Consider the following 13,208-nt stretch of genomic DNA (forward strand, 5'->3'; position numbering starts at 1 on the left):
GTTTTCATGTCACGTCGGGCGAGCCGGGCCAGGTAATGCCGACCTTTTGAAGCCCGCGCTGGATGGCGAGCACGCGCTTCGGGTCGGGCGTGGGGAGAAGGAGCGCCTCGAGCTCGGCGGGCGTGAACTCCGTGGGGCCTTTCAGGGCGCGGTCGGTCACCGCGTCCATGACTGCGTGGGCGGGGACGGCTTTCGGGTCGACGAACGCCGTCACGATCCACCCGGGGCGTCGACGATACGACTCACACGACAGCGGCAAAAGCCGACCGTTGTGGAGCAAGCCCCATGTGGCCAACCGGCGGGCGCCGTGGGCCCCATACGGATCGCGGACGGCGAAGAGCGTGCCGCCCGCGCGATCGCCGTGAAGCCAGAAGCCCGCGCCCGCCCATCTCTCCCCATGCTCTTCCCCCACGACGAGCCTGCCGACGGCCATCACGAGCGCGGGCTCGAGCTCGGCGGGGAGCCCCGGCACGGCCCCGCGCACGTCGTCCGGGCCACCGGTCACCGCGTCGAGCGAGAGGCCGAGCTGCTCGATCGGACCGAACCCAAGCTCGTACGCGAGTCCGACGACGCCCGCCTCGGTCCACGCCACGACTTCGTAGTCGCCGCTGCCGTTGTCGTGGCGGAGAGTTCCCCGCTGGAGATCGCCCGTCCAACTCGCGTACTCGATGCACGGGAAGCCGAAGCGCGAGATCCCATCGAGGCAGCCTTCCAGGTAAGCGCGCAGCGCGGCGCGCACGATGGCATCTCGATCGAAGACGAGGCGTCCGAAGTGAGGTGTAACCCTTTCGATCATAGCGTCGCGCCTAGACCCCGTCGGTCTCGGCGTCAACGTGCTCGCCGCCTGCGTCCGCTTGCCGCGTTACTGCGTGTAGGGCGAGACGTTGTTGATCTGCGCCACCTCTTTTTCCGGCGGGACCTTGTTGCGGAGATGTTGGTTGAGCCTCGCCGAGATGACGGCCGCGTTCTTGTACGCGTTCGTGCCCCAGGGGCAACCGCGCGGATCCTTCATGGGCACCACGTGGTGCACCTGCGCTTCGTCCGGGTCATAGACGGGCGGCTTTGACGGCTCTTTGAGGACGAGCTTCTCCGTGCACGTCGTCGGCTCGCACTTCTCATCCTTGCAAGGCCACGTGAAGCCCGCGAGATCGGAGTGAATCTCGCCCTTGTGCGCCTTGCGGTTGACCTCCAGGATCCACTTCCTCTGGCTGAGGGGCATGCCGTCGGCGCCGACTTGGCCGCTGGAGCAGTTGAAGTCTTTCTCCGGCTTGACGGTCGTCACCTCGACCAAGTTGCGGTACGGACCGCTCACCTCCGTCGGGACGGTCTTGATCTCGATGAGCGACGACTGGAGCGGCGCGGGCTGGTAGTTGATCGTGATCTTGATCGCGGGGTCCGGACCGACTTGCAGCGTATAGTCACCATTGCCGACGGCCTCGCACTCGTAGCCCTCGTCGTACGGCGCAGCTCCATAGATCTTGGCGATCTTCTGGGCATCCGTGCACGCCTTCCCCTTCGGCGTCATCTCCTCCCTCTTGTAAAAGCAGTCGAACGTGGGAAGGGGGCCCTCGGACATGTAACAAGCGCTGCCGAAAGCGGCGAGATACTTGCTCCGCAGCGCGCCGTCCGTCTCCGGTTCTCCCAGGATCGGGATGCGGTAACGCATGCACGCCTCGGGCATCGGCTCCGCGCATTCGATCGACGTGTCCGTCGGGGTCTCGGCTGGAGCAGGGCATGAATCGACAGCCTCCGGATCGAGGGGCGGCCCGCACGCACCCGTCAATCCTGCCCCACCAAAGCCCAACAGCAGCACGCCCAGCATGGCCGAGCGGCGTCTCGTCATTGCTTGCATGGAGGATCGAATCGCACGTCGATCTGCCGGGCGACAAGGAAACCGCGCCAGGGAGGTCGGGCTGCGGGAGCGCGCCACACGCGAGCGCCCCCGCCCCCGCCGCTCGTATCAGCCCTCCCCCTCGCCCTCCTCCCCCCCGCTGCTCGCGCGCAGGTGGATCCGCTTGTATTCCTTCGACGATGGCCCGTGCACCTCGCGCACCACCCGCTTGAACGAGAGATACTTCTCGTACGCCGGACCGTACGCCGTCGCGCGGGTGGTCTTTGCGTTGGCCAGCGCCGTGTTGGCCTCGACCGATTCGCGGATTTCCTTGATCACGTGGGGCGCGCGCTGACCGAAATCGCCGTTCACGATCTCGTCGGCCCACGGCGTCCCCAGGTGATCGTCGACCGCGTCGAGCAAGTCCTCCAGCGCGGTCACCTTGTCCGTGTCCGTCGGCTGCCGCTTCAAGGTATCGGGCACCAAAAGCGTCGGCACGTAGGCCAATGCGACGGCGCGCGCCTCGCGATAAGGTTGGTCGATCGACACGAGCGCGGCATTCGCCTCCGCCCCCTCCTTGCCCGCTGCGCTCTCCCCGGCGACCACGGTCTTGTGCGCGGTGAGAAATGCCTCCCCCACCACCTTCAAGACGTCCCCATACACCCGCGCCACCACCGGCCGCGCATTCACGTCCGTGCCCAGATCCTGGCACCGCGCGAGGAGCCGGTAGAATCGCTTATAATCAATCGCACCCATCAGTCCATCCTCCCGACCGAGCGCTGTGCGCTGGTTTGGTGTGGACGGTACCAGAAGGTTTGTGGGCCGGGGAGCAGAACCGTACGGCTGTACACGATGGGCGTGGAGGCGCTCCCGAGGCCGGGGCGGACGCGCAGGGAGCGCCACGAGGCGCGCACGAGCAAAACGCGGCGGCGCGCGAGCAACACGCGGGTGCGTGGGAGAAAAATGCTCGCGGACAAAGAACAAAACGCAATCCCGCAGGAGCAAAACGCAATCCCGCAGGAGCGAAACGCAATCCCGTAGGAAGGCCGGCGTGTGATGTGGCTCTCTTTACTCGACGCGTGGGAACGAAACGCGCGGAGGCGGTGAGCGAACGGCACGGGCGTTCGAAGCGCGGGCGCGTCTGTTTCGCGCGGTCGTTCTCGTGAGGGGCGCGGGCGACGTGAAGGCTGGCGGCGACACGCGGTTCCTGGAGCGTTACGAGCGCCCCTCCTGTCCGCTCACGCGCACCGATCACACGTGCCGCGGAACTGGATCTCCAGCCCCTTCTTGCGCAGCGCCCGCGGGATGCCGCGCGCGGGCTTCACCTCGACGATCTCGTCGGGCAGGCACGCCACCTCGCCGCAACTGTTGCAGACGAAGTGCGGATGCGTCCCGCTGTCATGCTCGCCCCCTTCCCGCACCAGCTCGAAACGCCAGACGTGATCCCCCACGTCGGTGCGTCGCACGAGCCCGACCTCCGTGAGGTCGATCAGGTTGCGGTAGATCGTCGCGCGGTCCCAGCCCTCGGGCGCGAGCTCGGCGCACAGGTCGCCGTGGCTCACGGGCGTCTTCTGCGCGAGCAGCCGGCGGAGCACGGCCAGGCGGGGCGCCGTCGCGCGCAGGCCCTTGTTCCGGACGAGCGACCGTAGCTCGTCGATGCTGGGAGGGTCCGTCGAGCGCGCCATGCATGTTCCCTACCCCGACCACGGGCAGGTCGCAATGGGGACCAAGGAGGAGCCGCAACACGGATGCTGTTGCAGATGCCCACCCTGTGTAAGGAGATGGCCCCGCCCCCGTTCTTTCTGTCTCGAAGCAGAGGGACAAGGTTTACCATCGTCAGATCGTTGGGGCGGGTCGTTCGTCGAAGGGCCTTCGGCGCACCGCGCCTTCTGCTGGTTCGCACGTAGAGGTTCTTCCCGATGAGAAAGATTCTGGCTCCGATCGCGCTCCTCTGGCTCGCTGGGTGTGCCAAGACGACGACCTTCGTCAAGAGCGACACCACGCTCGGCCGCGTCGTCGTCTACCGCAACGGCATCGCCTACTTCGAGCGCTACGCCGAGATCGACGGTGACTCGCTCCGGCTCAGCGTGCCGGGGGACAAGATCGACGACTTCTTGAAGTCGCTCACGGTCATCGACGCGACCACAGGCAAACCCGCGCCCGTCGCGTACCCGACGTCCGGCTCGGCGTTCGTCGGCCAGGAGAACAACCAGCAGAACAACCAGAACCAGCAGTACAACGGCTCGCCCCTCGTCAACATGGAGATCCAGCTCCAGGGGCCGAAGCCGCACAAGCTCCTGCTCTCGTACGTGACCGAGGCCCCGTCGTGGAAGCCGAGCTACCGCGTCTCCGTCGGCAAGGACGGCAAGATGAAGGTCGAGGCGTGGGCCATCGTGGACAACACCTCGGGCGAGGACTGGAACAAGGTGAAGCTCGGCGTCGGGTCGAGCTCGGCGCTCTCGTTCCGCTTCGATCTGCGCTCGGTCCGCATGGTCCAGCGCGAAACTTTGCAGTCGAACGATCTCTTCGCGCAGGCGCCGCCCATGGGCGGATCGACGTACGAAGGGGTGCCCGTGCTCCCGGGCCAAAAGCCGGGCGGGGGCAAACGCGTCGTCGCGGAGCTCGACGACACGCGGCTCGCGAACGCGACGACCGTGGCGCGTGAAGAGCTGGAGCGCGCGCCCGTGGGCAAGGCCTCCGCGGCCGACAAGAAGGGCAACGCCGGCCCGACGACGGGCGCGTTCGGGGGCTTGGGCGGCGGAGGCGGCGGCATGCGCGCGCAGAGCGTCCCGAGGCAAGAGCCGGCACGCCGACCGGCCGAGCCGTGGCCCGACGCCAACAACAAACCGAGGGACGACTCCGGCCTCGATCGGCTGGCCGCGCAGTACAAGAACTCGCGACGGCAGGTGGTCGTCGAGGGCTATGCCGACGGGCGCGACGGCGACAAGTACGGCGCTTCGCTCGAACGGGCGAACCGCGCCCGCGAGCAGCTCATTCGCTCCGGGCTCGATCCCTCGCAGGTCGTCGCCGTGGGCAACGGCATGCAAGCCGGCCGCGCGGGCGGCGTCCGGATCGTCGAGGCGCCGGAGGAGGCGCAACAAGGGCAGATGCAGAACACGGCGACGCTCGATCCGAACGCGCCGGCGCCCGCGAGCGCCGAGCCGATCGGGACGTCGCATTTCGAGTCGCCCACGCCGATGACCGTGCCGCGCCTGACGAGCGCGATGGTGTCGATCCTGAGCACGGAGACCGAGGGCGGCTTTGTGTACTTCTACGATCCGGAGAGCGCGCGCGGGAACACGTCGTTCCCGTTCCGCGCGGTGCGCCTCAAGAACCCCACCGAATCGGTGCTGGAGAGCGGGCCCGTGACCGTGTTCGGCGAGGGTCGGTTCATCGGCGAGGGCATGAGTGATCCGATCCCGGCGCGCTCGTTCGCGTTCGTGCCGTTCGCGCTCGATCGGCAGATCGTGGTGGAGCGCAAGGACGATACACGCGACGCGATCGCCCGCATCCTCAGCGTACAGCGCGGCGTGTTCTCCACGGAGGTCCGCCACACGAAGAAGAAGACGCTCGTCATGACGAATCGTCTGCAAGACAAGGCGACGGTGTACGTGCGGCACACGGTCTCGCCCGGGTTCAAGCTGGCGAAGGCGCCGCCTTCGCAGGAGCGGTTCGGCGAGTCGTACCTCTTCAAGATCGAGATCCCGGCGGGCGCGAAGGTCGAGGTCGACATCGAAGAGGAGACGCCGCTCTTCAAGAGCACCGACATCCGCAGCACGGTGGGGATGGAGATGGTGCGCGTGCACCTCTCCAGCGCGGCGGCGTCGGGCCCGCTGAAGGAGTCGGTCACGAAGCTGCTCGATCTCCAGAAGGAGATGGCGAACCTCGAACAGCGGATCACCACGTCACGCGAGCAGATGGCCGAATACCGGCAGCGCCTCGACGAGCTTCACGCGCAGATCGTGACGCTGAAGGTCGTGAAGAGCGGCGGGCCGCTGATGCAGAGCCTCGAAAAGAAGATGCAGGAGGTGAGCGATCGGATCTCGAAGGCCACGATCGATCTCGTCGCGCTTCAGGAGAAGCTGATGCTCGCGCGCATCCGCTTCCAGGACGGCGTCTCCGAGCTCTCGCTGGAGAAGGAGACGACGGGTGCGGACACGAAAGACGGTTCGACCACGAAGATCTAGCGCCGGGAGGCGCGAAGCCATCTTTACACCCTCTCCCGGAGGGCTGTACGCTCCGCCCTGACTTGCAACCAGGGACGGTGCACGGATGAACCCAGGCGGTTACGGTGGCGGCGGCGGGGGATACCCGCCCGGCGGTGGTTATCCTCCCGGCGGTGGTTATCCCCCCGGCGGTGGTTATCCTCCCGGCGGTGGTGGGATGCCGCCCGCTGGTGGTGGAGGGGGCTGGGGGCCGCCTCCGGGCGGCGCGCCGCCTCCGGGTGGTGGTGGAGGCTGGGGGCAACCTCCGGCCGGCGCCCCGGGCATGGGGGCGTATGCGCCTCCGCAGGGTGGATATGGACCGCCGCCCGGCCCGCCGATGGGCATGATGGGCGCGGGCGTGCCCGGCATCGGGCAACGCGTCGTGTTCAATGGCGACGGCGGCAAGCTCTTTGGCACGTACCTGCTCTTCGCGGTGGTGCCGATGATCGTCGCTTACTTCATCATGGGCATCTTCTACGCCATCGGAATGGCCATCGAGAGCGCGGCGCGCACCGGTGGCGTCATCATGTTGCTGTTCTCGCTCGTCGGCGGGCTCATCATGTTCGCGGGCATCCTCGGGGCGTCCGTGATGTTCGCGAACAAGTTCTACGGCTTCTATTTCGAGGCCCTCCAGCTCGACGGTCAGCCCTGCCAGTACACGGGCACGCCGCAGGAGCTCGCGAAGGTGATGGTCATCAACGCGCTCCTCACCACGGTGACCTGCGGCATCTACACGCCGTGGGCGATCGTGAAGACGAAGGAGTTCGTCGACAGCAAGGTGCTCGTCGCCGGGCAGCCGGGGCGGCTCACGTTCCACGGCGATCCGGCGTCGCTGCTCGGCACGTATATCCTCGGCATGATCCTCGTGTATTGCACGCTCGGGATCTACGGCCCCTGGTTCGCGAACAACATCTTCGCGTTCATGTGGGAGAACACGAAGCTCGACGGCCGGGCCTACCAGTTCCGCAAGGATCCGGGCGGGTTCTTCGGGACGTACCTGCTCACGATCATCCTGTCGGCGGTCACCTGCAACATCTATTACCCCTGGGGCATCTGCAACATCCTCAAGTGGGAAGCGGAGCGCGTCGCCTGACGCGTCCGAGCGCATGCGTGAGAGCGCCGCAAAGCGGCTCCGCTTCGCCCTGCCGGCGCTCTCGATAGCCTCCCTCCTCGCCCTCCTCCCGCAATCCACCTGCATCCTCCACCTCACGCTCGGGCTCCCCTGCCCCGCGTGTGGCCTCACGCGCGCGGCGCTCGCGCTCCTGCGCCTCGATCTCGCGGCCGCGACCACGTTCCATCCGCTCGCGCTGCCGCTCGCGCTCGTCGTGATCGCCACGGTCTTCGCCGCGCTTTTCCTCGACGACGCGCGATGGAAAAGGTTTGGCAGGGACGTCGCCGGCGGCAGCGCGGTCGCGCTCGTCGTCGTATGGGCGCTTCGGTTCCTCGGCCTGTTCGGGGGGCCCGTGCCCTGAGATCACGCGGCGCGGCAACGGATTCCACAGAAAAATCCGCTCGGGCGCCTCGCGCGTAGATGCAGAAACCAGGGAAAAGCCCCTTGTTTTTGGCTCTGGCACGCGTGGTAGAATTACATTTATGCCCATCCTCGAGCTCAAGGTAGCTTCAGGCGCGGATCTCTCCGTTCGACGCTTCACGGTGGAGGAGAGCGTCTCGACCCTCTCCACGATCGCCGTGTGGGCCCGCTGCGAAGATCCGGACGTCGATCTCGAGGGCATCATCGGCAAGGACGCCTCGCTCAAGATCGTGCACGGCGTGCGCTTCGTCGCCGGGCTCGGCTCGCGGACGTGGAAGGGCGTCGTGACGCACGTCGAGCAGGTCCACGGCGTCGCGCCGATCCCGGGGCAGAAGGCCGAGTCGACCTACTTCCTCCGCATCGCGCCGAAGGCCTGGCTGCTCACGCAGCGCCGTGGTCACCGCATCTACCAACACCTCTCGATCCCGGACATCATCGACAAACTCCTCGGCGAGTGGAGCATCACGCCCGTCTGGAAGATCGATCGCGGCACGTACCCGAAGCTCGAATACAAGGTCCAGTACGGCGAGAGCGACTACGCGTTCATGAGCCGCCTCGTCGAGGAGGCGGGCATCGCGTTCACGTTCCCCGACGAGGTGGGCACGAACATCACGTTCCACGACAAACTGGAGAAGGGGCCGAAGCGCGGGGGTTTGCCCGTCCCGTACATCGAGGAGCCCAACCAGGAGTCGGAGAAGGAGTTCGTCACGAATGTCCGGCTCTCGCACGAGGTGCGGCCGGGCCTCGTGACGATGCAGGACTACAACTTCCGCAAACCCTCGTACACCCTTCGCACGCAGAGCCCGCGCGCCGCGGCGCCGGAGGATCGCTACGAGCAATACCACTACCAGCCGGGCGCGTTCCTCGTCGAGACGGGCAAGGCCGACGACAACACGCCGGTCGCGGACGACAAGGGCATCGCGCGGCACGACGAGCCCTTCGGCAAGGGGCGCGCCGAACGAGCGCTCCTCGCGCGCCGCATGGGCCGCGGGCAGGTCGCGTTCGACACGAACTGCCCCGACGTCGCGCCCGGCGCGATCTTCAACATCGGTCATCACCCGCATCCCGACATCACGGACGGGACGAACCTGCTCGTGATCGATCTGCGGATCGAGGGTTCGCCGCAGGACGAGTGGAACATCTCGGGGCGGGCGGTGTTCGCCGACGTCGTGTACCGCCCGCCGCTGCGGACGCCGAAGCCGAAGCTCAACAACGTGCAGAGCGCGACCGTGGTGGGCCCCGCGGGGCAGGAGATCCACGTCGACGAGTTCGGCCGTGTGCGCGTGCAGTTCCCCTGGGATCGCGAGGGCAAATTCGACGACGGGAGCTCCTGCTGGATCCGCGTGAGCCAGGGCTGGGCCGGCACGGGCTACGGCATGATCGTGATCCCGCGCATCGGCCAGGAGGTGCTCGTCGGTTTCCTCGACGGCGATCCGGACATGCCGATCATCACGGGCCGCGTCTTCAACGCGACGCAGATCGTGCCGTACGAGCTGCCCAAGTACAAGACGCGCAGCGCGTGGAAGAGCAACTCGTCGCTCGGCGGCAATGGCTTCAACGAGATCATGTTCGAGGATCTCAAGACGAAAGAGCTCGTGTGGATGCAGGCCGAGAAGAACCTGCGCAAGCTCGTGAAGAACGACGAGATCATCACGATCGGGCACGACCGGCAGAAGTACGTCGTGCGCACGGAGCTGGAGACGACGAGCGGCACGCGCATCGAGGTGACGGGCGTGAACCGCACGGAGATCACCGACCAGGATCGCAGCCTGTTCGTCGGGGACAACAGCCTCAAGATGGTGAAGGGCGACGAGCACGAGAAGACGGAAGGGAACATGAAGCTCCTGATCGAGAAGGATCAGGACATCGTCGTCCGGCAGATGAAGCGCGAGCGCGTCGAGAAGGACATGAGCCTCTACGTCGTCGGCAACCGCAACGAGCGCGTGGACGGCACGCTCTCGGTGACCGTCGACAAGAACCACTACGAGAAGATCGCGAAGAACGCGGCGCTCGAAGTGGCGAAGGAGCTGCACCTCAAGGCGGGCACGTCGATCGTGATCGAGGCAGCCAAGGACCTCACGATCAAGGGGCCGGGGGGGTTCATTCGTATCGATTCGAGCGGCGTGACGATCCGCGGCACGCTCGTGCGCATCAACAGCGGCGGCAGCGCGGGCTCGGGCGCGGGGGCGAGCCCCATCCTGCCCGACGAGGCGCTGCTCGCGGTGGTGGAGGAGCCGGATCGCCCGAAGCCGATCGACCTGCGCGTCGACGGGATCGGCCAGTAACGAGAGGAGCGGGACATGCCTGCAGCAGCACGCGTGACGGACATGCATACCTGCCCCATGTGCGAGGGACCGAAGCCCCACGTGGGGGGCCCGATCATCTCGGGGGAAATGACCGTGCTCATCGGGTTCATGCCGGCGGCGCGGATCAGCGACAAGGCGATTTGCATCGGGCCGATCGACTCGATCTCGCAAGGCGAGTCGACCGTGCTCATCGGCAACCAGCCGGCGTCGCGCATGGGCGACTCGACGGCGCACGGCGGCAAGATCGTGATCGGATGCCCGACGGTGAACATCGGCTCGTCGGCGCAGGCGGAGACGCTGCGCACGGACGAACCCTTCTGCGAGGAGTGCGAGCGCGCGAAGCAGAAGCGGGAGGCGGCCCGAAAGAACCGGGAGGCGTAGGCCATGCAGCGGGCGATCGTCGAGCTGCGCTGGGGCGCGGAGGCGGGCACGAAGCGGATCCTGTCGGCGGGGGATCGGCTGCGGGTCGGTCGCAAGCCGAAGGCGCAATGGGTCGTGCCGGACGGCGCGATGTCCGGGGTCCATTTCGAGGTCACGTACGACGGGTCGCGTTGCAAGGTGCGGGACCTGAAGAGCGCGGCCGGGACGCTCGTCGGGGGCCAGAAGATCGACGCGCCGCGGGAGGTCGATCACGGCGGCTGGATCCGGGCGGGCGGGAGCGATTTCATGGTCTATTACGAGGCCAGGACGCCGCCCGAGGACGACCGGACCGACGTGCTGCTCGACGCGGAGGAGGGGGATCTCGAGCCGCTCGAAGCGTGCTGGGTCGAGGAGAACCGGCCGCGGCTCGAACGCGAGCGGGCGGGGCGGCAGGCGCGCAAGCAGGCGGCGCTCGAAGTGCTCCGGCAGGTCGACGGGCCGCTCTTCGCGGTGCTCGACGCGGCGCGGAGTGATCGTATCCTCACGTTGCTGCGCGAATCCGTCGAGGGATATCGCTCGCTTTACGAGGGGATCGAAGGCGAGACGCTCGCGCACGTCGCGCCGTACCTCGTGGAGCTGCCGCGCGGCTCGGGGCTGCTCGACAGGCTCGTGCGGGAGGGGTTCCAGAAGCGGTGGGGGATTTTCATCGAGTATCCGCGGAGCTTCAAGGAGCTTCGGTCGCACCTGCGCCGCTTCTTGATGGTGGCGGACGCGGATACGCGGAAGAAGTTTTATTTCCGCTTCTATGACCCCGGGGTCTTGCGGGTCTTCTTGCCGACGACGACGACCAAGCAGCGGGCGGAGCTCTTCGGCGAGATCACCGCGTTCCGCGTCGAGGACGAGCACGGCCACCTCGCGCGGCACGTGCCGGTGGAGGCCTGATGCTGCTCATCACCCGCGAGCAACGCGAACGAGCCGGCGATCCCGCGTTCGTGACGCGCGTCGTGCGTCACCTCAAGCTTTATTATTTCGAGGAGCTTTGCCTCCTCGAAGACGAGGTCCTGCGCAATCGCGTGGTTCATTGCATCGCGCGGGCGCGGAAGCACGGGCTCACGTACGAGATGTGCCTGACGCTGTTCACGGCGAACATGCTCCGCATCAACCCGGCCTACGACGAGCATCCGGTGCTCGCGGCGATCCTCGCCGATACGTCGCGGCCGGAGGAGAAGCGCATGGAGGCCCTCGTGTTCGAGGCGACCCCGGAGGACTGGGACGAGGCCGAGCGGCAATGTGATGCCGAGGCGTACTGGAAAGACGTGGATGCTGTCGTGATGGAGGAGGACTGAGCCATGGCTTCGGCGATCCAACGAGCGCTCGAAAACCTCGCGAATGCGCAATCCATGCCGCTCGCGCCGCCGAGCGGGACGAAAGAGTGCCCCGACGGCCGCTGCCGCATCGGCGTTTTCTTCGACGGCACGGGCAACAACAAGTGGCGCGACTGGGGCAACGGCGCGAGCAACCGGAAGCTCGACTTCGAGGCCACGGATTTCCTGAACGACACCGAGCGCCAGAAGCCGAACGGCAAGGGCAAGCGGGTCGGGATGAACGGGCCGACCAACGTCGCGAAGCTCTTCGAATGTTACAAGCCGTCGGACATCCCGAAGCTGCACAAGGTCTATCACCACGGCGTCGGCTCGGATTTCGATTACGACGATAAGACGGCCAAAGACACGCCGGGCGGGGTCACGAAGCGGTATGGCAACGGCATGGCGGGCGGCGGCCTCGGCTTCGGCGGCAAGGAGCGCATCCGCTGGGGGCTGAACCAGCTCGCCGAATTCTATACCCGGCACGGCAACCTGATCGTCCCGCACAAGCTCTTCGACGTCTTCGGCTTCAGCCGCGGCGCGGCGCTCGCGCGTGATTTCGTGAACGAGGTCAAGACCACGGGCGTGCGCAACCTGGAGGTCCCGGTGAAGACCGAATACATCCGGGTCCCCTCCCCCCGCGGCGGGACGGTGCTCGTGCCGCGCGAGGTCTTCGAGCGCATTCCGGACAACCAGATCACGCCCAAGTTCATGGGGGTCTTCGACACCGTGAACATGTTCAACACGGGCGATAGCTTCCTGCTCCAGGTCGATCACTCGTATGTCGAGTATTGCGTGCACCTCGTGGCCGAGGACGAGTTCCGCATGCTCTTCCCGCTCACGTCGATCTTCATGGATCCGAACGACCAGGATAGCTGGTTCAAATCGACGCGGAACAAGTACCAGAAGCCCATCCGCTACAAGAAATGGATGCTCGAGCTCTGGTACCCCGGCTGCCACAGCGACGTCGGGGGTTCGTACCTCGACCGCGCCGACAAACCCCCCGTTCCTGCGCAGACGATCCGGCAGGTCGACGAATTCGGCTTCCCGTACGAATACACGATCCCGGCCAAGCCTGCCGTGCCCGGGAAAAAGAAGGAGCTCGCGCACATCCCGCTGCTCGACATGCACACCGCCTGCAAGAAGGCGCTCGTCCCGATGGACCCGCTGAGCAAACTTCCCGCCCACATGTACGTGATCCCGGATCGGCTCGGCCAGATCTACGCGCAATACGTCGCGTACCGCAAGGGCACCGATTACGCGCAGATCACGGAGAAGGCCGACGCGCGGTACATCCACGCGTACGAGGACAGCGAGTTCCGCCGGCGGTTCTACACGGAGACACGGTACAAGGATTTCCTCCAGCCGTGGAACTGGCACCGCGACGACCCCAAGGCGCGAGAATCCCAGCCCTTCATGCAGGAGCTTCAGCGCGATTACATTCACGATTCATCGGCGGAGTTCGCGCTCACCGGCTGGGCCGAGAAGAACATCGTGCAAACGCGCCTCCAGCGGTCGATCGTGTATGCCGACGCGCAGCCTTCCGTGGGCGCCCCGGGGAAGATCGGCAATGAAGCAGGCGTGCGCGACTACAACCTGCCGAAAGATTGA

The 13,208-nt window shown here is 66.5% G+C and carries 12 protein-coding genes; 8 read left to right on the forward strand and 4 right to left on the reverse strand.

The genetic code is table 11. The annotated features are described in order from the left end of the window. Positions 1–4: 4 nt before the first annotated feature. The 4 genes from E8A74_RS23010 to E8A74_RS23025 form a co-directional block, all read right to left on the reverse strand. Positions 5–796, reverse strand: a complete 792-nt coding sequence (locus E8A74_RS23010; RefSeq protein WP_136931203.1) for a hypothetical protein — start codon at positions 794–796, stop codon at positions 5–7. Between the two features lie 66 nt (positions 797–862). Continuing rightward, a complete protein-coding gene (locus E8A74_RS23015; RefSeq protein ID WP_170229304.1) occupies positions 863–1,843 on the reverse strand; it encodes a hypothetical protein in 981 nt (326 codons plus the stop codon). A gap of 117 nt (positions 1,844–1,960) precedes the next feature. Next, on the reverse strand, positions 1,961–2,587 hold the full coding sequence (locus tag E8A74_RS23020) for a hypothetical protein (protein ID WP_136931205.1): 627 nt from the start codon (positions 2,585–2,587) through the stop codon (positions 1,961–1,963). Positions 2,588–3,069: 482 nt separating this feature from the next. Further along, the gene (locus tag E8A74_RS23025) at positions 3,070–3,516 is read right to left on the reverse strand and encodes a Fur family transcriptional regulator (RefSeq protein ID WP_136931206.1); all 447 of its coding nucleotides are present in this window, start codon (positions 3,514–3,516) and stop codon (positions 3,070–3,072) included. Positions 3,517–3,750: 234 nt separating this feature from the next. Here E8A74_RS23025 and E8A74_RS23030 point away from each other — a divergent pair, with 234 nt between their 5' ends. The 8 genes from E8A74_RS23030 (at position 3,751) to E8A74_RS23070 (ending at position 13,208) form a co-directional block, all read left to right on the forward strand. Next, positions 3,751–6,018, forward strand: coding sequence for a DUF4139 domain-containing protein (locus E8A74_RS23030; RefSeq protein WP_136931207.1), 2,268 nt, complete (start codon positions 3,751–3,753; stop codon positions 6,016–6,018). Positions 6,019–6,103: 85 nt separating this feature from the next. Then, the gene (locus E8A74_RS23040; protein ID WP_211365428.1) at positions 6,104–7,129 is read left to right on the forward strand and encodes a DUF898 family protein; all 1,026 of its coding nucleotides are present in this window, start codon (positions 6,104–6,106) and stop codon (positions 7,127–7,129) included. A gap of 13 nt (positions 7,130–7,142) precedes the next feature. Beyond that, positions 7,143–7,508, forward strand: coding sequence for a DUF2752 domain-containing protein (locus tag E8A74_RS23045; RefSeq protein WP_136931209.1), 366 nt, complete (start codon positions 7,143–7,145; stop codon positions 7,506–7,508). 121 nt (positions 7,509–7,629) lie between these two features. Then, entirely contained in the window at positions 7,630–9,852 is a 2,223-nt protein-coding gene (locus E8A74_RS23050) for a type VI secretion system Vgr family protein (RefSeq protein WP_136931210.1), read from the forward strand. Positions 9,853–9,867: 15 nt separating this feature from the next. Next, on the forward strand, positions 9,868–10,254 hold the full coding sequence (locus tag E8A74_RS23055; protein WP_136931211.1) for a PAAR domain-containing protein: 387 nt from the start codon (positions 9,868–9,870) through the stop codon (positions 10,252–10,254). Positions 10,255–10,257: 3 nt separating this feature from the next. Further along, a complete protein-coding gene (locus E8A74_RS23060) occupies positions 10,258–11,175 on the forward strand; it encodes a DUF4123 domain-containing protein (RefSeq protein WP_136931212.1) in 918 nt (305 codons plus the stop codon). Continuing rightward, the gene (locus E8A74_RS23065) at positions 11,175–11,579 is read left to right on the forward strand and encodes a hypothetical protein (protein WP_136931213.1); all 405 of its coding nucleotides are present in this window, start codon (positions 11,175–11,177) and stop codon (positions 11,577–11,579) included. The genes E8A74_RS23060 and E8A74_RS23065 overlap by 1 nt, the downstream gene beginning before the upstream one ends. Positions 11,580–11,582: 3 nt before the next feature. After that, positions 11,583–13,208, forward strand: coding sequence for a T6SS phospholipase effector Tle1-like catalytic domain-containing protein (locus tag E8A74_RS23070; RefSeq protein WP_136931214.1), 1,626 nt, complete (start codon positions 11,583–11,585; stop codon positions 13,206–13,208).

This window comes from Polyangium fumosum (assembly GCF_005144585.1).
Classification (GTDB): domain Bacteria; phylum Myxococcota_A; class Polyangia; order Polyangiales; family Polyangiaceae; genus Polyangium; species Polyangium fumosum.